Here is a 22,581-nt window from a genome sequence, read left to right on the forward strand (position 1 = left end):
CGCCGCAACCGTCATTTCCACATCATCGATATAGCTGCCACACATTGCTGAGCTCCCTTCACAATCTGTAGCATCAATGTGTGACAACTATTTCGCGGATGAGAGCCAAATCACCGAAATTATTGCGAATATTCCGCCAGCTACCATCTCGAAAAGAGAGACGGCCCGATGTTGCCATCGAGCCGCCCTCATCTCCGCCACACTCCTAAAGCTGACGCGTCCTACACCTTCGCGGCTACACCCTTCTTCGATATCTTCTTTGCTGGCTTAGCCAATTTTTCCTCGGCAACAGCCGCCGCGGCGACCGCCGTCTTGCGCTTCGCCTTGGGCTTGATGTCGATCGCGCCGCCGTCTGCTGCCGTTTTCTCAAGCGCGATGCGCTCACTGCTCGCCTGCGCCCAGTGCTCGACGTCGCGACCGGAAGGATGGCCTTCCTCTTCCCATATGGCGTATGCGCGCTTCTTGATCCATTCGTCCCGAGATTCCAACATCTGCTGTTCTCCGTTCGCATCATTGAACAAGGTTTTGATGAACGATGCCCGTTCTTGAAACGCGGGCTTTGATGCCTCCCCCGAGCAGCCAAGACGCTATGGCTAGCGTTCTTCGATCTCGACTGTCGAACCGCAGTGGCGCTTCGAACGAGAAACAGAAGTTACCGTGGGGGACGGTAGCGAAGCAGCCGAAGCAACCTAAGTATGATGCTGGTCAGAACAGGGTTCAATTAAAATTATCTAATAAGATGAAGTTTCGCACCGCTATTGATGACATCTTGACGATCGCCGGCCCACTCATTGCAGCTTTTGCGGGCAAGGATATACTTGCATCATGATCGACCTCGTGGCTGCCCATTGGGGCCAAATTCTCGCCGTCCTGTCCATTGTGATGGGGGCGGCCGCTGCAATCCATGCAGCCATGACCAAAGAAGATGTCCGCGCCGCGATCGGCTGGGTCGGCGTCATCATCCTGTCGCCCATCATCGGTGCCGTCCTCTATGCTGTCGCCGGCATCAATCGCATCCGCCGGGCCTCCCTCAGCTCGCAGCGCGACGCGCTCTTTCGCAAGGATGCGAATGGCGAGCTCTCCAGCTTCGACGCCGATGGCGGCGAGGTGCGCCGGCGGTTCGGCGATCGTTTCGGTTCTATGAAGACGCTCGGCGACCGCGTCGTTCGCTATATGATGAGCACCGGCAACACCATCGAGATGCTGACGAACGGCGACGTTGCCTATGCCGCGATGAAGGCTGCAATCGACGGCGCCGAGCGCAGCATCCTGATGGAAACCTACATCTTCGATCGCGACCCGATCGGCCTCCGCATCGCCGATTCCCTGATTGCTGCGACCAAACGCGGTGTCAGCACGCGTGTACTCATCGATGCTGTCGGCGCCCGCTACTCCGTGCCGAGCATCATGGGCTATCTGCGCGAAGGCGGCGTGCAGGTCGACGTCTTCAATGGCAACGTCATCATCGGTCTCCGGTTGCCCTACGCCAACCTGCGTACCCACCGAAAGATCCTCAGCATAGACGGGCGAATTGCCTTTACCGGCGGCATGAATATCCGTCAGGGTTTCACGCGCGAATTCGCGCACGAGCACAGCGCTCGCGACATGCATTTCTGCGTGACGGGACCTGCAGTCGCCGATCTCTTCAATACGGCAGCCGAGGATTGGCGCTTCACCACAGGCGAAGTCCTGAATGGCGAGGAATGGCGAATTGCCGCGCCCTCCAACGAGCCTGGAGCGCCCGTTTTCATGCGGGTGGTTGCCTCCGGCCCGGATCGCAGCGTCGAGACCAATCACAAGATGCTCATCGGCGCGCTGTCGGTGGCGCACAAATCCATCCGAATCATGTCGCCCTATTTCCTGCCGGATCGCGAGTTGATCAGTGCGCTGGTGACGGCGGCCCGGCGTGGCGTCGAAGTCGATATCGTCGTGCCGACAGCCAACAATCTGGTACTCGTCGACCGGGCCATGACGGCGCAATTCGACCAGATGCTGAAGAACTATTGCCGCATCTGGCGCGCCGAAGGCGCCTTCAACCATTCCAAGCTTTTGTCCATCGACGGTATCTGGGCCTATGTCGGCTCATCCAATCTCGATCCGCGCTCCCTGCGGCTCAATTTCGAAGTGGATCTCGAGGTACTCGATCGCGGCTTTGCGAGCACGATCGACGATCATATCGGCGCGATCCTGGAAACTGCACATCCGGTAGACCTCGAAAAGCTCAGGGCGCGGCCGTTTGTCGTACGGCTTATCGAAAAGGTGCTGTGGCTTGGCTCCCCCTATCTCTGACGACTGCAACGAAAGACTATCTGCCTTTGTCGCAGCCTTTTTACATGACAACGCCAACAATCGCTTCTTATACTCTGTCCCACGTGCCCGACATGATCTGATCAAGGAACGGTCGACGGATAGATGCGAAAAAAGAAAGAAAGTCTCCGTGCGAGCATTCTGGAAAGCCTGAAGAACCGAAAGAAATCGCGCCCCACACCGGCCGGCAGCAAGCCGGACCGCCCGGACGGCACGTTGATCGCTTCCTACAATGTCCACAAATGCGTCGGCGCCGACCGCCGCTTCGATCCGGAAAGAACGAGCCGCGTCATCCATGAAATCGATGCCGATATCATCGGTCTGCAGGAAGCCGATACGCGTTTTGGAGAACGCACGGGCATTCTCGATCTGCGCCGGCTCGAACGCGAGACAGGCCTCATCCCGGTGCCGATTTCCGGCGTCACCAAGGCGCATGGCTGGCACGGCAATGTGGTTCTTTTCAAACAGGGCACGGTTCGCGACGTTCACCAGATCAATCTGCCAGGGCTTGAACCGCGCGGCGCCTTGATCGCTGAACTGGAATTGGCTCGTGGCGGAAGCCTCAGGATCATCGCGGCGCATCTCGGCCTGCTGCATCGCTCGCGCGCGCAGCAGACGCGTCTGATCGTCGACCTCATGAACGACGGCAGCGAGACGCCGACCATCCTGCTGGGCGATCTCAACGAATGGCGCCTTGGCGACCGCTCATCTCTCAATACCATCCAGAACGCGTTCGGACCGCTACCGCCTGCCGTACCGAGCTTTCCCTCGACACTGCCGCTTCTGGCGCTCGACCGCATCATGGCAAACCGCCGCGGCATGATCTCCGCAGTCGAAGTGCATGACTCGCCGCTGGCACGCGTGGCTTCCGATCACCTGCCCATCAAGGCCGTGGTCAGCCTGGAAGTGCTCGACATCGACGCTCGGACGCATTCACAGACTGCCTAGACGTTATCGACATACTTCATGTTGATCCCACCGATATATGTGATGACGGGCGGAGGACCATCTTATAGGCTCTCCGCCGAAATGACCGATCCGGGAGACAATCATGCTGAAAACTCTGTTGCTGACCGGCGCCGCCGGCGGTGTTGGCCAGGCAATCCGGCCGCTTCTGTCGCAGATCGCCGAGAACGTCCTTTTGTCAGACCTCGCGCCGATAAGCGACCTGCGCCCGAACGAGCGTTTCGTCGCCTGCGACCTCGCCGACCGCAGCGGCGTCGATGCGATAGTGAAAGGTGTTGATGGTATCATCCATCTCGGGGGGATATCGGTGGAAAAACCCTTCGATCTGATCCTGCAGGGCAATATCCTCGGCCTCTACAATCTCTATGAGGCCGCGCGCGCCGCCGGCAAGCCGCGTATCGTCTTTGCGAGCTCCAATCACACGATCGGCTTCTACCGGCGGGATGAGCGGATCGACAACAAGGTGCCGACCCGGCCGGATTCGCTCTATGGCGTCTCAAAGGTGTTCGGTGAGGCCGTTGCGAGCCTCTACTTCGACAAGTTCGGCCAGGAAACGCTTTCGGTACGCATCGGCTCGTGCTTTCCCGAGCCGCGCAGCACGCGCATGCTCGCCACGTGGTTCAGCATCGGGGATTTCGTCTCGCTTTGCGATTGCGCCTTCAACGCCCCGCGCCTCGGCCATACGATCGTCTACGGCGTCTCGGACAATGACGAACAATGGTGGGACAACAGCAACGCTGCCTTTCTTGGCTGGAAGCCGCGCGATAGTGCGGCTCCTTGGCGCGCCGAAATTCTGTCGAAAACACCCGCTGAGGATCCGAATGATCCCGCAATCGTCTATCAGGGCGGCGGCTTTGCTTCTGCCGCTCACCCCGAGGACTGATCGTCAGACACCGTTGCGAAAGAGCTTCCAGCGTGTCGGTCTGAAGGCGATGCGGTTGCGATCCAAGGCATCCGCCTTGTTCGGCGGCAGTTCGATCTCGATGGGATCGTGCTCGGCACCGATGTTGATTTCAAGATGGCGAGTGCCTGCCACGCGCCTGCTGGCAACGAGCAGACCCGCGATCGCGCCGCCATCGCCGTCACGGATTTCGATATCGTGGGGTCGAAAATAGAGATAGGCTTCGCCATCGGGCTCATGCGGCGTGCTGAGTCCCAGCGGTTTGTCATCGAACCAGATCTCGCCGCTGGTGATGCGCACCTTGAGACGATTGGATTGGCCGATGAAGCCATAGACGAAGGGAGAATTCGGCGAGTCGTAGATCTCGTCCGGCGTTCCGACCTGTTCGATCGCGCCCTTGTTGAGTACGACCACGCGGTCGGCGAGCTCCAGCGCCTCTTCCTGGTCATGGGTCACAAAGACGGTGGTATGGCCGGTCCGGTCGTGGATTTCCCGCAGCCATTTGCGCAGGTCCTTGCGGACCTGAGCATCGAGAGCGCCGAAGGGCTCGTCCAGAAGCAGCACGTTCGGCTCGACCGCCATGGCGCGCGCCAGTGCCACGCGCTGGCGCTGGCCGCCGGAAAGCTGGGCCGGATAGCGCTTCTCCAGGCCGTTCAACTGCACCAGTTCCAACAGCTCCAGGGCACGCCGGCGAATTTCATCGCGTGGCGGACGACGCGATGCCGAGCGGACTTTCAGGCCGAAAGAGATATTGTCCAGCACCGTCATATGCCGAAACAGCGCGTAGTGCTGAAACACGAAGCCGATATTGCGCTGCTGCACCGTCTTTCGCGACGCATCCTCTTCGCCGAAGAAGATCTGTCCCTCCGTCGGGGTTTCGAGACCGGCAATCAGGCGCAGCAGCGTCGTCTTGCCGGAGCCCGATGGACCAAGAAGCGCAATCAATTCGCTCGAGCGGATATCCAGCGACACGTCATGCAATGCGGGAAAGCGACCGAATTCCTTACGCAGGTTTTGAACGCGAACTTCCATCAAGAATTCCTTCAGTGACGCCGGCTGGCTGCGATCTCTTCGCTATAGCGCATTTCCAGCAGCGTCTTCAGTATCAATGTGACAAGAGCGAGCAGGGCCAGGAGCGTGGCAACCGCGAATGCCCCCGAAAAATTATATTCGTTATAAAGAATTTCGACCTGCAGGGGCATGGTGTTGGTTTCGCCGCGGATATGACCCGAAACGACCGAAACGGCTCCGAACTCACCCATGGCGCGGGCGTTGCAGAGCAGCACGCCGTAAAGCAGGCCCCATTTGATGTTCGGCAGCGTGACATGCCAGAAGGTCTGCCACCCATTAGCCCCGAGCGAGAGCGCCGCCTCTTCGTCTGCGCTGCCCTGTTCCTGCATTAGCGGGATCAATTCACGCGCGACGAAGGGAAAGGTGACGAACATCGTCGCCAGTACTAGCCCAGGAACCGCAAACAGGATCTGGATGCCATGGCTTTGCAGCCAGGGGCCGAGTGTGCTGTTCGAATTGAACAACAGCACGAAGACCAGGCCCGATATGACCGGCGACACCGAGAAGGGCAGATCGATCAGCGTCGTCAGCAAGGCCTTGCCCTTGAATTCGAATTTGGCGATCGCCCAGGCGGCTGCAATGCCGCAGACGAGGTTCAGCGGCACGCTGATGCCGGCAACGATCAATGTCAGCCGGATCGCCGCGAAGGTTTCCTCGTCAACCAAGGCTTCGAAGAAGGTCTCGATCCCCTTGCGGAAAGCTTCGACGAAAACGGCGGCGAGAGGCAGAAGCACCATCAGCGTCAGGAACGCGAGCGAGATCAGTATGAAGACGATGCGCGCAAGCCGGCTTTCGGTGATGACCGAATGACCGGTTTCGACTGATGCAGAAAGATCATGCGCCATAGCCATATCTCCTTCTGCTCCACGACTGGATGAGATTGATGATCAAAAGCATGGTGAAGGAAATGAACAGCATCACCGTCGCGATCGCCGTCGCTGCGGAATAATTATATTCCTCCAGGCGAATGACGATGAGCAGCGGCGCGATTTCCGAAACATAGGGCTTGTTGCCGGCGATGAAGATGACCGATCCGTATTCGCCGGCCGCACGTGCGAATGCCAGCGCAAAGCCCGTCAGAGCGGCAGGGGCGAGGCCCGGCAGCAGCACGCGGGTTATGGTCTGAAAACGCGAGGCACCAAGGGTCGCCGCAGCCTCTTCGACTTCGCGGTCGATCTCCTCCATGACCGGCTGTGCCGTGCGCACCACGAAAGGCAGGCCGACGAAAATCAATGCGATGACGATGCCGACCGGAGTGAACGCGATCTTGATGCCGAGCGGCGTCAGGAACTGACCGATCCAGCCATTCGGCGCGTATAGCGTCGTCAAGGCAATGCCGGCGACGGCCGTCGGCAGGGCGAACGGCAGATCGACCATGGCATCCAGGATGCGTTTGCCCGGAAAGCGATAGCGCACCAGCACCCAGGCAAGAATAAGCCCGAGCACGGCATTGACGAGCGCGGCGATGAAGGCGCCGCCGAAGCTCATGCGCAGCGCATAGAGCGTGCGCACGTCAAGCGCGAGGGCCCAGAAATTCTGCCAGCCGAGGGCACTGCTTTTCCAGAGAAGCCCCGACAGCGGAATGAGTACTATGAAGATGAGCCAAGCCAAGGTAACGCCGAGCGCCAATCCGAATCCCGGAATGACGCTCGGCTGCCGTAACCGCCACCGTTTGCGGGTTATAGAATGCATTCAGTCTTATTGTCCCGGCTTGTAGATCTGATCGAAGACGCCCCCGTCAGCGAAGAATTTCGGCTGAGCTTGAGACCATCCGCCAAAGTCGTCAATAGTGGCGAGCTTCAGGGACGGGAAACGAGCGACATCCTTCGGATCGGCCGCTTCCGGCTTAATCGGCCGGTAATAGTGCTTCGCAGCGATCTTCTGACCTTCATCCGAGTACAGGTAGTTCAGGTAGGCCTCCGCGACCTTGCGCGTACCTTTGGTATCGACATTGCCATCGACAACGGCAACCGGCGGATCGGCGCGGATCGAAACGGACGGCGTGACGATTTCGAATTTATCGGGGCCGAGTTCGTCGAGCGAGAGATAGGCCTCGTTTTCCCAGGCAAGCAGAACGTCACCAAGACCGCGCTGGACGAAAGTCGTCGTCGCGCCGCGCGCGCCGGTGTCGAGGACCGGGACATGCTTCAGGAGCTGCGCGACATAGTCCTGCGCCTTGGCATCGTCGCCGCCATTGGCCTGCTTCGCCCAGGCCCAGGCAGCGAGAATGTTCCAACGCGCACCGCCTGATGTCTTCGGGTTCGGCGTAATGACTTCGACGCCGTCCTTGACCAAATCCGGCCAGTCCTTGATGCCTTTGGGATTGCCCTTGCGCACCAGAAAAACAATGGTCGAGGTGTAGGGAACCGAATCGTTCGGGAACTTGGTCTTCCAGTCGGCCGGGATCTTGTGCGTCGCCTTGGCGATCGCGTCGATATCGCCTTCGAGGGCGAGCGTCACGACGTCGGCATCGAGGCCGTCAATAACCGAGCGAGCCTGCGCGCCGGAACCGCCATGCGAAGCCTTGATATTGATGGTTTCGCCCGTATCCTTCTTCCACTTGGCAGCAAAGGCCGTGTTGAAGTCCTTATAGAGTTCACGAGTCGGATCATAGGAAACATTGAGAAGCGTCTTGTCCGCCGCCCAGGTCGGCGCGACGGCCGCGATCGAGAAACTGCCGATCAGAATTGCGGTGGCGAGAAGCCGAGAAAGCTTAATCGTCTGCATGGATGCACCCCCTTCGTTTGTCCTTAAACCCTATCAACTTGGTCGTATAAAGTAACGAAGGCAGTTTCCGTTTTCGGTAACTGCGGAGAACAGCATCCCATAGAATCCGGAAAAGTGAAATCACATTCCCGAATGACGCCAGACGTGCAACGAGTGCGTCGTCAGCGGATGGTGTCGGACATAAAGACGGAATAGAGTTCGTCGGCGCTCTTCGTCTGCCGCATCGCTGTCAGAACGCCTTCCGTACGCAAACGCCTCGCGATCGCGGCAAGCACGTTCAGATAGTCGCCCCGGCCGCCCTCTCCGAACAACAGCACGAAGGCCCATTCCGTCGGTATGTCGTCGATGGCTTCGAAATCGACTGGATGTGCAAAATGCACCATCAGTCCCCGAGGCCTCGTCATGCCAGCGATGGCGGCATGCGGAACCGCGACGCCATTGCCGATCCCCGTCGTGCCCAATTTTTCGCGCGTCTCCAGCGCCCGCAGGACCACTGCCTCGTCCAGGCCAAAGCAATGGGCTGCCTTCGACGACAGCATCTGCAATGCCCGCCATTTCGTCGGAGCGGAGACGCCGACAAAGACGTGTTCGGGAAGAATGATCGTGGAAAGGTCCATGGTCGCACTCAAGGTCCGGCAATAAATTCTGAAATGGCATTCATCGCCACAAGTCCGAGGCCAAATCGCCTCGATGATGGGCTCGAAATTTCCGCCGCCTCAATCCGGCTCGCGCAGCCGGTAGCCGACACCTGTCTCGGTGGTGATATAGTGCGGCTGATCGGGAATCTCTTCGATCTTCTGCCGAAGCTGGCGCACATAAACGCGCAGATACTGCACATCGGCCGCCGGCCCCCAGATCTGCTTCAGCAGGAATTGGTGCGTCAGCACCTTGCCGGCATGCTGGGCGAGCACGCGCAGGATGTCGTATTCCTTCGGCGACAGCTTGATCTCCTTGCCATCGACCTTGACGATACGCTTGACGAGATCGATGGAAAGACCGCCGGTCTGGAAAATCGCCTTCTCGCCCTGCTGCTGCAGGCGATGGCGCAGCGCCACACGGATGCGGGCAGCAAGCTCGTTAACGCCGAAAGGCTTGGTGACATAATCGTCGGCGCCACTTTCGAGCGCCTTGACGATGCCGGCTTCATCGGTCCGGCTTGACAGGATGACCACCGGGATCTGCACCCCATCCTCGCGCCAACCGAGCAACAGATCCTGGCCTGATTTATCCGGCAGACCGAGATCAAGCACGATCAGATCGGGCTGGTCTTCATCGATCGACGCCTGGGCTGACGCGGCGCTCTGTGCCTCATTGACGACGTAGCCCTGGGCACCGAGGCCCACGCGCAGCAATTTGCGGATCGGCGGCTCGTCATCGACAACGAGAATCTTGACGGCAGTGGTGTTCATTTCAGTTCATCCAGCTTCGGGACATCTGTTGGTTTCGGCAGGCGGATGGTGAAAACTGCCCCCTGCCGATCCGTTCTGTTGCCGGCGGCGATCGTGCCGCCCATCGCCTCGATGAAACCGCGGCAGATGGACAAGCCAAGCCCGGTTCCGGCGCGCACCTGATCGCCCTTGCGTACCCGATAGAAGGTATCGAAGACGCGTTCGAGGTCGGCGGGCGGAATGCCCGGTCCCTCGTCCATCACGCGGAAGACGATATTGTCTATATCGGCCCAGGCCTCCAGGCGAATGGCCGATCCTTCCGGCGCATATTTGGCGGCGTTGTCGAGCAGATTGAACAGCACCTGCTCGAACAGGACCGGATCGACTTTCACCATCGGCAGATCGACCGGCATCTGCACGTCGACGCGGTGATGTGCCAGGATTTTTTCCGCCCGCCGCAGCGCACTGCCGACGATATCGCCGCCATAATGCAGGGCATAATTCGGCTCCATCGCGCCGGACTCGATCTTGGTCATGTCAAGCAGATTGGCGATGAAGCGGTTGAGGCGTTCGGATTCGTCGATGACGGTCGACAGAAGATCGACGCGATCTTCGTGTGGCAAGGTTTCCAGATAGTCGCGTAGGGTGCCCGCCGCCCCAAGGATGGCAGCGAGCGGCGTCTTCAAATCATGCGAAATCGAGGTCAACAGAGCCGACCGCAGCCGGTCGGCCTCCACCGCCAGCTTTGCGCGGTCGACATCGGCTACCAGCTGCACGCGCTCGATGGCAAGAGCTGCCTGATCGGCGAGAGCATCGAGCAGCCGCTGTTGCTCCGGCGTCAGAAGCGGGCCGTCGCGGCGGTCGCTATCGAGGCCGATGACGCCGACGGCGGTTCGACCTGTACGGAGCGGAACGTAAAGGCGCTTGGCGCCCGGTAGCGTATCTGCACCACGGCCGGCGGCATGATTATGCTCCCAGGCCCACCGCGCCGCCGCGATATCGGCGTCGTCGAGCGTGTCGTCAGGCGGATAGCCGGCCTTGACGGCGATCGTGCCATGTTCGGGAAGAAGCAGCACTACCCGCAGTTTCAGCATCGACGCCAGCTGGAAAGCGGTTGCCCATAGAACGTCGTCCAGCGTGCCTGTGCCGGCGAGCTTCTTGGAGAAGAGATAGAGATCTTCCGTCGTTCGCGCCCGTTGCCGCGCCGCCGCCGCCTGGCGCTGCACCGTCGCCGTCAGGTTACTCGCAATGACCGCGACACCAAGGAAGAAGAAAAAGGCAAGCACGCTTTCGGGATCGCTGATCGTCAGCGTATAGCGCGGCGGCAGGAAGAAGAAGTTGAAGGCAAGAGCACCGAGAAAGCAGGAATAAAGTGCCGGACGCAGACCCTGGGTCACGGCGCTTACCAGCACCGCCATCAGGAAGACGAGCGCCAGATTGCGGACATCCAGCACCTGATCGAGGATGACGCAGAAGCCCAGCGCGATGGCAACATAGAGCGTTGCCAGAACATAGCCGCGGAGTTGGAAAGGCGGCGATGAGGGCGCCACTTTGACGCCACGCCTTGCAGCCTCGCCATCCGCTTCGCTGCCGGAAATGACATGGACGCTGATGTCCCCGGCCTTGCGAATGAGATCATAAGAAACTGAGCGGCGAGACCAATCACGCCAGGAACCGATTTTCGGTGAACCGATGACGATGTGCGTCACGTTGTTGCTGGCAGAATGGCGCAGCAGCTCCTCCGCCACCTCCCGCCCCGGAAGTGTGATTGCTTCACCACCAAGCTGCTCAGCGAGCCGCAGCGTTGCGGCGATCGTGTCGCGCTGCGCCTCGCTCAAACTGATCGAGCGGTTGGTCTCGACATAGACGGCTGCCCAGGGCGCCCGCAAGCGCGCGGCCATGCGCGCGGCATAGCGCACAAGCGCGGCCGAGCGCGGGTGGTGATCGATGGAAACGAGCACGCGCTCGCCGGCAGCCCAAGGTCCCTGGATCGCATGCGCCTGCATATGGGTTAGCAGCTGGTCGTCGACGCGCTGGGCGGTGCGACGCAGCGCGAGCTCCCGCAAGGCCGTCAGGTTGCCTGGCGTGAAATAGTTGGTCAGCGCGCGCTCGGCCGTTTTCGACACGTAGACTTTGCCGTCATGCAGCCGCTTGATGAGATCATCAGGAGTCAGATCGATGATCTCGACATCATCGGCCATGTCGATGATCGAATCCGGCACCGTCTCACGCACACGGATGCGGGTAATCTGCGAAACGACGTCATTCAGGCTTTCGACATGCTGGATATTCAACGTCGTGTAGACGTCGATGCCGCGTTCAAGCAACTCCTTGACATCGAGGTAGCGCTTGGGATGCCGGCTGCCATGCGCATTGGTATGGGCGAGTTCGTCGACCAGCACCAGGTCGGGGCGGCGTTTCAGGATGGCATCGAGATCCATCTCCTCGAGCGCCCTGCCCTTATAGTCGACATTGATGCGCGGAACGATCTCGAACCCTTCGAGCAGGGCCTGTGTCTCACGGCGGCCATGGGTCTCGACGACACCGACCACGACATCAACGCCATCAGCGATCTTCGCCCTGCCCGACATCAGCATCTCATAGGTCTTGCCGACGCCGGGTGCCGCCCCCAGGAATATCTTCAACCGACCGCGCGTCTCGGCCCGCGCCTTTTCGAGAAGCGCATCGGGAGAAGGCCTGCTCAACATATCGCGGCTGTCGTCTGCCATTCGCTGGTTGTCTTTCCTGATAAGGTTGAGACGACACGAACCGTCTCAACCCCTTCAACTTATTGAGTCATAGAAGCATCGAGCGCCCGGTTCAATGCCAGCACATTGACCACAGGTTCCCCGAGAACGCCGAGCTCTCGCGGCTCTATGGCTGCCTCGACGAGCGACTTGACCTTGGCCTCATCCATGCCGCGGGCCTTGGCGACGCGCGGCACCTGGAAATAGGCGGCTTCGGGCGAGATGTCCGGGTCGAGACCGCTGCCCGAAGTGGTGGCCAGATCGATCGGAACCGGCGTATTCGGGTTCTGCGCCTGCAATGTCGCGGCATCCCCCTTGATACGCGTGATCAGGCTCGAATTGGTCGGGCCAAGATTGGAACCACCGGAATTGGCGGCATTATAGGGTACGGAAACCGATTTGGTCGGATCGTTTGGGTCGGCGCCGGTCGTGGCTGACGGACGCCCGTGGAAATACTTATCCGCCGTGAAATTCTGGCCGATAAGACTGGAGCCGATCACCTTGCCATCCTTCTCCACCAGGCTGCCATTGGCCTGGTGGGGGAAGAGCGCCTGGGCGACACCGGTCATGGCAAGCGGATAGGCAAGGCCGGTCAGGACGGTCGTGGCGACGATCATGACGATCGCTGGTCTGATTTGTTTCAACACGAGAGAAACTCCTTAGGCGAGGCCGATGGCGGTGATCGCCATATCGATGGCCTTGATGCCGATGAAGGGAACGATGATGCCGCCGAGGCCGTAGATCAGCAGGTTGCGGCTGAGCAGCGCACCGGCGCCGATCGGGCGATAGCGGACACCCTTCAGCGACAGCGGGATCAGTGCGACGATGATGAGCGCGTTGAAGATGATGGCCGAGAGAATGGCGCTTTGCGGCGTTGCCAGTCCCATGACGTTCAGCATTTTCAGCTGCGGGTAGAAGGCGATGAACATGGCCGGGATGATGGCGAAATACTTGGCGATATCGTTGGCGATGGAGAAGGTCGTCAGCGCACCGCGCGTCATCAGCAGCTGCTTGCCGATCTCGACGATCTCGATCAGCTTCGTCGGGTCGCTGTCGAGGTCGACCATGTTGCCGGCTTCGCGAGCGGCCACCGTACCGGTGTTCATGGCAACGCCGACATCGGCCTGGGCGAGTGCCGGCGCATCGTTCGTGCCGTCGCCGCACATGGCGACCAGCTTGCCCTGTGCCTGCTCCTGACGCATCAGCGCCAGCTTCATCTCAGGCGTCGCCTGTGCGAGGAAGTCGTCGACGCCGGCTTCGGCGGCAATGGCGGCAGCCGTCAGCGGATTGTCGCCCGTGATCATCACGGTGCGGATGCCCATGCGGCGCAGCTCCGCAAAACGCTCACGGATGCCGCCCTTGACGATATCCTTGAGATGGATGACGCCGAGCAGACGGCCGTCACGAGCAACGGCAAGCGGCGTACCACCGGCTTTGGCGATCTCGTCGGCGATCACCTGCAGCTCACGCAGCGTTTCACTGGTCGTGCGGGACATAACGGCAGTACCTTCGTGACTGCCGTTAGCAGCACCTTCGACATAGGCGACGACGGCATCGACGGCACCCTTGCGGATCGAGGAGCCATCGAGATCAACGCCGCTCATACGGGTCTGGGCGGTAAAGGGAACGAAGGTCGCCTTCAGGCTCGTCATGTCGCGGCCACGGATCGCATATTTTTCCTTGGCAAGCACCACGATCGAGCGTCCCTCCGGCGTCTCGTCGGCAAGGGAGGCAAGCTGTGCGGCATCGGCGAGGTCTTGCTCGCTGATACCACGGACGGGGCGGAAGGCGGTCGCCTGACGGTTGCCGAGGGTGATCGTGCCAGTCTTGTCGAGAAGCAGCGTATCGACGTCGCCGGCGGCTTCGACGGCGCGACCGGACATGGCAAGCACGTTGAAACGCACCAGGCGGTCCATGCCGGCAATGCCGATCGCCGAAAGCAATGCGCCGATGGTGGTCGGGATCAGCGTCACGAAGAGCGCAACGAGCACGACCGTCTGGATCGAGCCGCCAGCATAGGCGGCGAAGCTCGGGATGGTGACGGTCGCGAGCACGAAGATCAGCGTCATGCCGGCCAGCAGGATGTTGAGCGCGATTTCGTTGGGCGTCTTCTGTCGTTCGGCACCTTCGACCAGCGCGATCATCCGGTCGATGAAGGTCGAGCCCGCAGCAGCGGTGATGCGCACGCGTATCTCATCCGACAGAACCTGCGTACCGCCAGTCACAGCCGAGCGGTCGCCGCCCGATTCACGGATGACCGGCGCGGATTCGCCGGTGATCGCGGCTTCGTTGACGGAGGCGACGCCTTCGATGACCTCACCGTCCGAAGGGATGATATCGCCCGCTTCGACCAGAACGACATCGCCAACCTTGAGGCTGGTGCCGGGCACCATCTTGTAATCAGTGCGGCTGTTGCCGACGAGCAGCTTCGCCTGAGTTTCGGTGCGCGACTTGCGCAGCGAATCCGCCTGCGCCTTGCCGCGGCCTTCGGCAACAGCTTCGGCGAAATTGGCGAACAGCACCGTGAACCAGAGCCAGATATTGATCTGCAGCGAGAAGGCGAGATTGCCACCGCCGGTAACGAGGTCGCGCAGGAAGAGGACGGTCGTCAGCATCGAAACGACGGCGACCACGAACATGACGGGGTTCTTGGCGAGGGTACGCGGGTTCAGTTTCTTGAACGAAGCGCCGATCGCCGGAACGAGGATGCGAGAATCCAGAATACTCGCTGATTTTAACTGGCTCATAAGAGGCTCCAGCGTGAAGAGGAAAACGTCAGATCGGAACGCCGCCGATCAGCCGATTAGAAATCCGAAGACGACAAGGCCGAGAAACAGGGCAACCATCGCCAGCAAAATGGCGTCGGACGCGCAGGTCATTCCGGCCGGGCCACGCCCCCTGTCGAAGGGGCGTGGATCGATGACTTTTCTAAGCTTGCCTAGAAGCGGTTGGCTCATGGCCGTCATTCCTTAGAAGGTCTGGCCTGCAATCATCGACAAATGTTCGACGATCGGTCCGAGCGCCAGCGCCGGGAAGAAGGTCAAACCGCCGACGATCAGGATCGTACCAACAAGCAGGCCCACGAAGAGCGGACCATCCGTTGGGAAGGTGCCGGCCGAGGCAGGAACCGTCTTCTTGCTGATCAGGGAACCGGCAATCGCAAGGGCCGGAACGATGACCAGGAAACGGCCGATCAGCATGACGATACCGAGCGTGATATTATACCAGGAGGTATTGCCCGTCAGGCCGCCGAAGGCCGAGCCGTTGTTTGCCGCTGCCGAGCTATAGGCATAAAGGATTTCCGAGAAGCCGTGCGGACCGGCATTGGCGATCGAGGCAACGGCAGAGGGCAATACAACGGAGATCGACGTGAAGATCAGCATGCCGAAGGGCAGGCAAAGCACGGCAAGCATTGCCATCTTCACTTCCTTGGCCTCGATCTTCTTGCCGAGATATTCCGGCGTGCGCCCGACCATCAGGCCCGCAACGAAGATGGCGATGACGACGAACATCAGGATGCCGTAGAAGCCGGCGCCGACGCCGCCGACGATGACTTCGCCAAGCTGCAGGTTGATGAGCGGGATCAGGCCGCCGATCGCCGTGAAGCTGTCGAGCATGCCATTAACCGCGCCGCAGGATGCGGCGGTGGTAATGACCGCGAAGAGCGAGGAGGCAGCAATCCCGAAGCGGACCTCCTTGCCTTCCATATTGCCACCCTGGATGCCGAGTGCATGAATAAGCGGATTGCCTGCCGCTTCAGCCCAATAGGTGACGATCACGCCGGCGATGAACAGCGTGCCCATCGCAGCCAGGATCGCCCAGCCCTGACGCTGGCTGCCGACCATACGACCGAAGACATTGGTCAGCGCCGCGCCGATGGCGAAGATCGCCAGCATCTGCAGGAGGTTGGAGATGGCGTCGGGGTTTTCGAACGGATGCGCCGAGTTGGCATTGAAGAAGCCGCCGCCATTCGTGCCGAGCATCTTGATGGCAAGCTGCGAGGCAACGGGACCGACGGCGATCGTCTGCTGCGCGCCTTCGAGCGTCGTGGCATTGACATAGGGGCCGAGCGTCTGCGGCACACCGAGATAGACGAAAGCAATCGTCAGCACGATGCAGATCGGCAAGAGGACGTAGAGCGTCGCACGGACCATATCGACCCAGAAGTTGCCGATCGCCTTGCCCGAGGCACGTGCGAAAGCACGGATTAGCGCAATGGCAATGGCAATGCCGGTTGCCGCAGACACGAAGTTCTGCACCGTCAGGCCGGCCATCTGCACGAGGTAAGACATCGTGCTCTCGCCGCCGTAATTCTGCCAATTGGTATTGGTGACGAAGCTCGTTGCCGTGTTGAAGGACAGTTCCGGGCCGACTGCGGTCATGCCGGCCGGATTATACGGCAGGCTGCCTTGCAGTCGCTGCAGGGCGTAAAGAACGAGGAAACCCGCGAGGCTGAACAGCAGCATGGAGACAGAATAGGTCGTCCAGTGCTGCTCTTCGCGTTCATCCGTGCCGGCCAAACGATAAAGCCCCCGTTCCACAGGACGGAGGACGAAAGAGAGGAAGGTGCGCTCGCCGGTAAAGACACGCGTCATGTAACCGCCGAGCGGTTTGACGAGCAGGAGAAGGATCCCGATATAAATGAGGATCTGAAGCCATCCGTTGAAGGTCATGGAGGTAACTTTCCCTATCCAGCGCTGTCAGAAGCGCTCGGGGCGAATGAGAGCATAGACCAGGTAGACGGTGAGAAAGATCGTCACGCCGCCACCGAGAATGTAATCGAGAAGCATTGCCGTCTCTCCGACTAGAGGCTGTCGCAAGCCTTGGTATAAGCGACACAGAGGAGGAAGAATAAAACGCCGATCCCGACAAGAATAATGTCCATCATTGATCGCGATTCCTTGATTGTTATTGTTGAATGCAGAAATGATGGAGAGCGCCCTTGCTCAGAGCGCCTCTTTTTCCTGCCGACCTGGAAGATCACTTGGGGAGCATCTTCCAGACGCAATATGCGACCGAACCGCATTAAGGTTCGAGACGGCGGAAAAGCGGAAGATATAAAAATCTTATAAATGCCGGGGCGGATGATGACGGTCTAAAACTATGTTCATACGCGAAGCGGATGCCCGCCCGCATTGCCAAACTCGCTCGAAGAACGAGGCATATTCCATGGGCATGGGGCCGCTATTTTATTGAATTTCCGGAATGATCCGCACAGGACATTTAAGATGCTTCATCGATCTCAGCCACCCTCCATGATTGCATAACATCATATGCGAAAAGACTAATATAGAAGGATTTGGCATAGCCAGATATTAAGACTGCATGGATGGCGCTTGATGCGGCATTCTGGCGGTGATTAAGTCCGAAGCGAGTTGGCCTGCACTCCGACAGTCTTGCTCCCGACCATTCGACCGCAAGCCAAAGAAACGCGCGCAAGTGACGACCAGCATCAGACATATCGCCAAACTTGCGGGAACGTCCGTCTCGTCGGTCTCGCGCGTGCTGAACAACAGTGGCTATGCCTCTCCGGAACTCCGAGAGCGCGTGGAAGCAGCCATTCGCACGCTCAATTACACGCCAAGCAAGGGCGCGAGGATGCTTCGCGGCGCGCCGAGCCGCATGATCGGCCTTATGCTGCCTTCCATCGACGTACCCTTCTTTGGCATCCTTGCCCACGCCATCGAGCAGGAATTGTTCCGGCGCGGCTATCAGACGTTGATCTGCAGCACCGCCGAAAACATGGATCACGAGGCGCGCTATATTTCCATGCTGCTGTCTCAGCGCGTCGACGGCGTCATCGTTGCAAGCGCCTTCGGCAGCACGGAGCATTTCGAGGCGTTGCGTGAGGCCCATATCCCGATCGTCGCCATCGACCGCGAGCTTCCCGGAATAGCCGGCGAGGCCGTCATGGCCGATCACGAGGAGGGCGGGCGATTGATGGCCCGTCACCTGATCGAACTCGGTCATCGCGCAATCGGCATTGTCGGCGCTCCGGCCCATAGCCAGCCTGTCCAGCTTCGCCTTCTCGGCATCACGGCTGAAATGGCTGGAAACGGCATGGCTCCCGCCGCAATAGCCATGGCCGAGGAGCACAGCTTCGCGGCGACCTATCCACTCGCAAGGGAGTTGCTGGCATCTCGGCCCGAACTGACTGCTATCATCGGCACGACGGATATTTCGGCGATTGCCGCAATCCACGCCGTTCAAGATCACGGCTTTTCCGTGCCTCGCGACTATTCGGTGATCGGTTTCGACGATTTGCCGGAGGCGGCCTATGTCTTTCCGCGGCTGACGACCATCGCCCAACCGATCCGCGGCGTCGGCGAGCAGGCGGTCCGGCGATTGGAGGCCCTGATCGATGAAGACCAGGTCGATGGCGAGCCGCGTATGGACAGCCTCATCAAAGTGCCTGTCACCTTGATCCGGCGCGACTCCACCGGCCTCGTTCGCACATGAATGCAAGCAGCGCTCAGGGCCGGACGATGACCTTGATTTCGCCAGCCAACGGAGCGCTGCCGACCACGCTTGCAACATCCTCAAGGCCAATCGTCTTCGTTACAAGCGAATCCAGCTCAAGAATCCCGCTTGCCACCATGGCAGCGGCGCGAGCGTGGGTGAATGGATTGAGATAGGCTGGCCTGATCTCGACTTCATTGACGAGCAGATCGAACGGCAGAACGGGCACTTGGAGGCCAGCAGGCGTCACGCCGAACAGCACGAAGGCACCGCCGCGCCGCACCATCCGGACGCCGGTCTGCAGCGTTTCGGGAACGCCGGCGCATTCTATGACGACATCGACGCCGCCGCCGGTCGCATCCCGCACGGCAGCAACAGCGTCGGTCGCCGTCGGATCGAGGGCCTGTGTTGCACCCAGGCGCAAAGCTGCTTCCCGCCGTGACAGCTGCCTCGTGATCAGGATGATCTGGTCAGCGCCTGCGAGGCGCGCCAGTTGGACCATGAGCAAGCCAATGACACTACCGCCCAATATGGCGACGCTGTCGCCCGGACGGATTTGTGCCTTGTCGATGGCATGGATGCAGCAGGCCAGCGGCTCGCAGAAGGCGCCGTGAACGGGATCGAGATCCGCAGGCAGTATGAACGCCTGTTCGCAGGGAACTACGACATATTCGGCAAAGCCGCCATCGCGCGTCACGCCGATAGCCGTGAGGTTGGCGCAGAGATTTGGCCGCCCGCGCCGACAGGCGGGGCATGTGCCACAAGCGATATTCGGGTCTATGGTTACGAGTTCACCGCCCACGAATGAGGTAACGCCCTCGCCCACCTCCTCGACGAGGCCGCAGAACTCGTGGCCCAAGGTCACGGGGATCGCCGTCGGATATTCGCCCTTGTACATGTGCCGGTCTGACCCGCAGATGCCGGCGGCCAGCACCCGCACGACAATCTCTCCCGGACCGGCGCTCGGCTTCTCGACCATATGCATGGCCATATCGCCGATTGCTTCCAAACGGACTGCCCTCATTCGCCTCCTCCAAGCGTAAAAATTTGATTCGCTCGCTATCGCGCCGCTCCCATCGGCACTATAGCACTCAATGATGCGCGTTGCCGCTCCTCAGCGGTGCGCTAGACATCGGCGAGCTGCATCTCCTTTATATCCTCCAGAAGTGCCGCCATGTGGGGAATGCCATCCGTCGCGGTTGCCCCTCTCAGGCAACGCGCAGCGGCAGCATGTGCAGCAGCGCAGATGCGCTCGACGGGCCAGTCCTCATGCAGACCGTAAAGTACAGCGGCGCAGAAAGCATCACCAGCGCCGACGGTACTGACGATTTCAGCCGGATCAACTGGCCGGGAACGTGAGACAATTGGCTTCACGCCCGGTGGAAACCAGAAACAGATTTCCGGAGCGTGAATGATTGCGCCCTTGGCGACACCTCGCGCCAACAGCTGCTCACCCGCCGTCAACAGTGCGGCCTCGTTCAACTCCCCTTTCGTGTCCCGCACGGTCACGCCGGTTGCCCGCCCTGCTTCGATTTCATTGATGACAAGATAATCGCAATAGGGCAGCGCCGCGCCAACCTTTGCCGCGAATTCCGGATCCTCACTGGAGACGAAATCGACGCAAGTGATCAGGCCGGCATTGCGTGCGGCCTCCAGCAGGCGCGATGCTCCGGATCGGCCATCCGCATCGAGCATGTCGAGACCAGGCAGGAGCATGAGATAGCCGAGATAGAACAGCCGGTAACCGGCGTTGGCAAAGGTCGCGGGCGAGAGGAGCGCGTCCGTCACCGCATCATTGGCACCGCCGTGATAGAAGAAAGTGCGGTTCTGCCCCGGCACGTTCATGACATGCGTATGGGCTGTTGCGCGGTCGGGAAGCTCCCGCAGACCGCTTGCATCGATACCGGCGCTCTGAAGCCGCGCCTTGACGATCCCGCCATCGATATCCGCGCCGATACAGCCGGCGGCGGCAAGCTTCCCGGGAAAGCCGAGGGAGGCGAGATCGGTGACGACATTGGCGGCCCCGCCGCCAACGCCCACATCCTGATGCTGAATATAAGCAAGATTACCCTGCTCGGGCCAGTAGGACAGCGTATGCACACGGTCGACGATGAAGTTTCCCGCGCAGACGATACCTCCCTTGTCCTTCTTTTCGCCGTCGCGAACCTCCTCCCCGGTCCGCATCAGCCACCTGCCTCATTCCATAGAGGCCTGAGCGGCGGCTCGTCCTCCTCGATCGCGGCGAAGCGCCCGATCGGTTTCAGAAAGTAATTGTCGCTATTGTCGTCATTGACCTGGCTGACTTCGCCGAGGAAGACCGGACCGCCGCCTTTGCGGCCGTAAAAGCGATGATAGAGCCCGGTGGGGATCGTCACGCTCCGGCCAGGAGAAAGAACCAACGGCTCCCATGCCGCAAGTTTTTTCGGCAAGCCGTCGACCGGGACGGTCACGTCATCCTGCAGCACATTGCCCTCGGCATCGGTCGCAGCGAATTCAATGACGAGATCGCCGCCGGCCCTGTTGATGATGTCTTCCATCTTCGCCTGGTGACGATGGGTCGGCGTGACCTGCCCTTCCTCAACGAAAAGCAGCTTTTCGGCATAGGTGCGTTCGCCTTCGACACCGACGATGCCGTTGCGCAGGCAGAAGAGCACGAGGCCGCATTCGGCAAAACGGCCCGAGCCGAAATCAGTGACATCCCACCCCAGCTGATGACTACGCAGATAGCGCGCCGCCTCCGGATTTGCAGCGAAGTCCGCCGCGGTCCAATAACCCCACTCTGGCAGCGACCAGCGCCAATGGTCTACGGTTTTGCTTGCGCGCCGCAGCGCTTCGTTGATTTCGGAGCGCTTCATCGTGTGGACACCCCTTCATAGTCGACCGGTACCACGATATTTTCACGGCCGGATTTCAACGCCGCCGTCAGCACCGCATGATGCGCCCGCGCTTCTTCCGGCGTCGCACAGGCAAAGCCATTGGCGTTTCCACCTGCCAATTCATCGACGAAGGCCGCCCACATCTGCTGGATGGCATCGGCGAAGCCGAATTCGAAGATCTTGCCGGTGATAGCCGGGAACAATGAGCCGTATCCGAGGTCCTCGGTACTCCAGGCCTGGGCACCGCCGGTATAATCCATCCATTGCCACTGCCGCGGCGCTTTGGTGGTGAAGAAGGCGCTCTTTTTCATGCCGAGGATGCGAATATACCAGGTATTGGCTTCGCCCGGCGCGATGCGCCAGGTCTTCAGCACCATCGGAAAATCCTGATCTTTTGTCTGCACACGGCTGCTGATCGTCGCATTGTCCCAGGTCGTACACGGCACCATGCCGCCCTTGCCGTCCGGGCGCTCGATGATCTTCTTGACCAGTTGCGCGTGCAGGGTCTGCGGACGCCAGCCGAGCCGCAGGGGCACATGCAGCACATGCATGCCGAGATCGCCCATGCAGCCATAGTCGCCGTTGATGTCGGCCATGCGCTTCCAGTTGATCGGCTTTTGCCTGTCGATGTCGGAAGAATGCAGGAAACCGGCTTCGACTTCGAGGATATCGCCCATCTCGCCGCTTTCGGCGAGCGCGATGACTTTCTGCGCTCCAGGGAAGAAAGGCATTTCCGACGAGCAGCGAACCAGAAGCTTCGGGTTCTCGGCAAGCACCGCCATGATCTCGCGGTTCTGTGCCGCATCCATACCGAACGGCTTTTCGCCCAGTAGATGCTTGCCGGCCTTCAGGATATCGACGTAAAACTGTTTATGCAGCACATGCGGCACGGCGCAATAGACCGCGTCAACATCAGGATTGGCGAGCAGCTCCTTATAGTCGCTAGTGAATTGCCGAACCGACGGCACATTGTCCTTGAACCAGTCGAGCAGCGCCGCATTGGTGTCGCAGACGGCAACGATTTCCGGCCGTGCCCTCGTGTCGGCAAGATGCAGCCAGCGTGCGGCGGCGCTTGCGAATTCACGCCCCATCAGGCCGCAGCCGATGACGCCGAAGCGGAATACCTTCTTCATGTTTCC

Annotated in this window: 21 protein-coding genes; 4 read left to right on the top strand and 17 right to left on the bottom strand. The window is 60.2% G+C overall.

Translation table 11 applies throughout. From position 1 onward, the window contains the following. Positions 1-221: 221 nt before the first annotated feature. Complete coding sequence (locus JJQ51_RS12930; protein WP_112721911.1) at positions 222-491, bottom strand: DUF2934 domain-containing protein; 270 nt, start codon at positions 489-491, stop codon at positions 222-224. A 334-nt stretch (positions 492-825) separates the two neighbouring features. Between JJQ51_RS12930 and JJQ51_RS12935 the strand changes: the two genes are divergently transcribed. From JJQ51_RS12935 to JJQ51_RS12945, 3 genes are all read left to right on the top strand, one after another. Then, positions 826-2,289 (top strand): phospholipase D-like domain-containing protein, encoded by a 1,464-nt coding sequence (locus JJQ51_RS12935; protein ID WP_113350947.1) that lies wholly within the window; start codon positions 826-828, stop codon positions 2,287-2,289. A 123-nt stretch (positions 2,290-2,412) separates the two neighbouring features. Further along, on the top strand, positions 2,413-3,255 hold the full coding sequence (locus JJQ51_RS12940; protein ID WP_113350946.1) for an endonuclease/exonuclease/phosphatase family protein: 843 nt from the start codon (positions 2,413-2,415) through the stop codon (positions 3,253-3,255). 103 nt (positions 3,256-3,358) lie between these two features. Next, a complete protein-coding gene (locus JJQ51_RS12945; RefSeq protein WP_113350945.1) occupies positions 3,359-4,156 on the top strand; it encodes an NAD-dependent epimerase/dehydratase family protein in 798 nt (265 codons plus the stop codon). Positions 4,157-4,159: 3 nt separating this feature from the next. Here JJQ51_RS12945 and JJQ51_RS12950 read toward each other — a convergent pair whose 3' ends face one another. The 12 genes from JJQ51_RS12950 to kdpF all read right to left on the bottom strand — a co-directional run bounded on the left by JJQ51_RS12950 (position 4,160) and on the right by kdpF (position 16,897). Further along, positions 4,160-5,206, bottom strand: a complete 1,047-nt coding sequence (locus tag JJQ51_RS12950; protein ID WP_112721908.1) for a sulfate/molybdate ABC transporter ATP-binding protein — start codon at positions 5,204-5,206, stop codon at positions 4,160-4,162. Between the two features lie 11 nt (positions 5,207-5,217). Continuing rightward, positions 5,218-6,090 carry a sulfate ABC transporter permease subunit CysW gene (gene cysW, locus JJQ51_RS12955; protein ID WP_113350944.1) on the bottom strand — a complete coding sequence of 291 codons (873 nt, stop codon included), beginning with the start codon at positions 6,088-6,090 and terminating at the stop codon, positions 5,218-5,220. Continuing rightward, positions 6,080-6,937: a sulfate ABC transporter permease subunit CysT gene (gene cysT, locus JJQ51_RS12960; RefSeq protein WP_069609968.1), complete on the bottom strand. Its 858-nt coding sequence runs from the start codon at positions 6,935-6,937 to the stop codon at positions 6,080-6,082. The genes cysW and cysT overlap by 11 nt, the downstream gene beginning before the upstream one ends. A gap of 6 nt (positions 6,938-6,943) precedes the next feature. Next, entirely contained in the window at positions 6,944-7,972 is a 1,029-nt protein-coding gene (locus tag JJQ51_RS12965; RefSeq protein WP_113350943.1) for a sulfate ABC transporter substrate-binding protein, read from the bottom strand. 161 nt (positions 7,973-8,133) lie between these two features. Further along, a complete protein-coding gene (locus JJQ51_RS12970; protein ID WP_113350942.1) occupies positions 8,134-8,589 on the bottom strand; it encodes a PTS sugar transporter subunit IIA in 456 nt (151 codons plus the stop codon). A 99-nt stretch (positions 8,590-8,688) separates the two neighbouring features. Beyond that, on the bottom strand, positions 8,689-9,381 hold the full coding sequence (locus tag JJQ51_RS12975) for a response regulator (RefSeq protein ID WP_069609971.1): 693 nt from the start codon (positions 9,379-9,381) through the stop codon (positions 8,689-8,691). Beyond that, a complete protein-coding gene (locus tag JJQ51_RS12980) occupies positions 9,378-12,089 on the bottom strand; it encodes a sensor histidine kinase (protein ID WP_113329239.1) in 2,712 nt (903 codons plus the stop codon). Before JJQ51_RS12980 ends, JJQ51_RS12975 begins: the two co-directional genes overlap by 4 nt. A gap of 59 nt (positions 12,090-12,148) precedes the next feature. Next, a complete protein-coding gene (locus JJQ51_RS12985; protein ID WP_113350941.1) occupies positions 12,149-12,754 on the bottom strand; it encodes a K(+)-transporting ATPase subunit C in 606 nt (201 codons plus the stop codon). Between the two features lie 12 nt (positions 12,755-12,766). Continuing rightward, positions 12,767-14,854 carry a potassium-transporting ATPase subunit KdpB gene (kdpB, locus tag JJQ51_RS12990; RefSeq protein WP_113350940.1) on the bottom strand — a complete coding sequence of 696 codons (2,088 nt, stop codon included), beginning with the start codon at positions 14,852-14,854 and terminating at the stop codon, positions 12,767-12,769. A 48-nt stretch (positions 14,855-14,902) separates the two neighbouring features. Then, positions 14,903-15,064: a hypothetical protein gene (locus JJQ51_RS12995; RefSeq protein ID WP_162746286.1), complete on the bottom strand. Its 162-nt coding sequence runs from the start codon at positions 15,062-15,064 to the stop codon at positions 14,903-14,905. Positions 15,065-15,076: 12 nt separating this feature from the next. After that, the gene (gene kdpA / locus JJQ51_RS13000) at positions 15,077-16,780 is read right to left on the bottom strand and encodes a potassium-transporting ATPase subunit KdpA (protein WP_113350939.1); all 1,704 of its coding nucleotides are present in this window, start codon (positions 16,778-16,780) and stop codon (positions 15,077-15,079) included. Positions 16,781-16,807: 27 nt separating this feature from the next. Next, positions 16,808-16,897, bottom strand: a complete 90-nt coding sequence (gene kdpF, locus JJQ51_RS13005; RefSeq protein WP_041678183.1) for a K(+)-transporting ATPase subunit F — start codon at positions 16,895-16,897, stop codon at positions 16,808-16,810. A gap of 649 nt (positions 16,898-17,546) precedes the next feature. Between kdpF and JJQ51_RS13010 the strand changes: the two genes are divergently transcribed. Continuing rightward, positions 17,547-18,566, top strand: coding sequence for a LacI family DNA-binding transcriptional regulator (locus JJQ51_RS13010; protein ID WP_113329244.1), 1,020 nt, complete (start codon positions 17,547-17,549; stop codon positions 18,564-18,566). 13 nt (positions 18,567-18,579) lie between these two features. Here the strand turns inward: JJQ51_RS13010 and JJQ51_RS13015 are convergent, their stop codons facing one another. From JJQ51_RS13015 to JJQ51_RS13030, 4 genes are all read right to left on the bottom strand, one after another. Continuing rightward, entirely contained in the window at positions 18,580-19,590 is a 1,011-nt protein-coding gene (locus tag JJQ51_RS13015) for a zinc-dependent alcohol dehydrogenase family protein (RefSeq protein WP_152092956.1), read from the bottom strand. 101 nt (positions 19,591-19,691) lie between these two features. Next, on the bottom strand, positions 19,692-20,750 hold the full coding sequence (locus tag JJQ51_RS13020; protein WP_269244788.1) for a carbohydrate kinase family protein: 1,059 nt from the start codon (positions 20,748-20,750) through the stop codon (positions 19,692-19,694). After that, complete coding sequence (locus tag JJQ51_RS13025; RefSeq protein WP_152092958.1) at positions 20,750-21,421, bottom strand: D-lyxose/D-mannose family sugar isomerase; 672 nt, start codon at positions 21,419-21,421, stop codon at positions 20,750-20,752. Before JJQ51_RS13025 ends, JJQ51_RS13020 begins: the two co-directional genes overlap by 1 nt. Next, positions 21,418-22,575: a Gfo/Idh/MocA family protein gene (locus tag JJQ51_RS13030; protein WP_152092959.1), complete on the bottom strand. Its 1,158-nt coding sequence runs from the start codon at positions 22,573-22,575 to the stop codon at positions 21,418-21,420. The genes JJQ51_RS13025 and JJQ51_RS13030 overlap by 4 nt, the downstream gene beginning before the upstream one ends. Positions 22,576-22,581 lie beyond the last annotated feature (6 nt).

Origin of the sequence: Rhizobium sp. AG207R, assembly GCF_027109195.1 — a bacterium.
Taxonomy (GTDB): Bacteria; Pseudomonadota; Alphaproteobacteria; order Rhizobiales; family Rhizobiaceae; genus Rhizobium; species Rhizobium dioscoreae.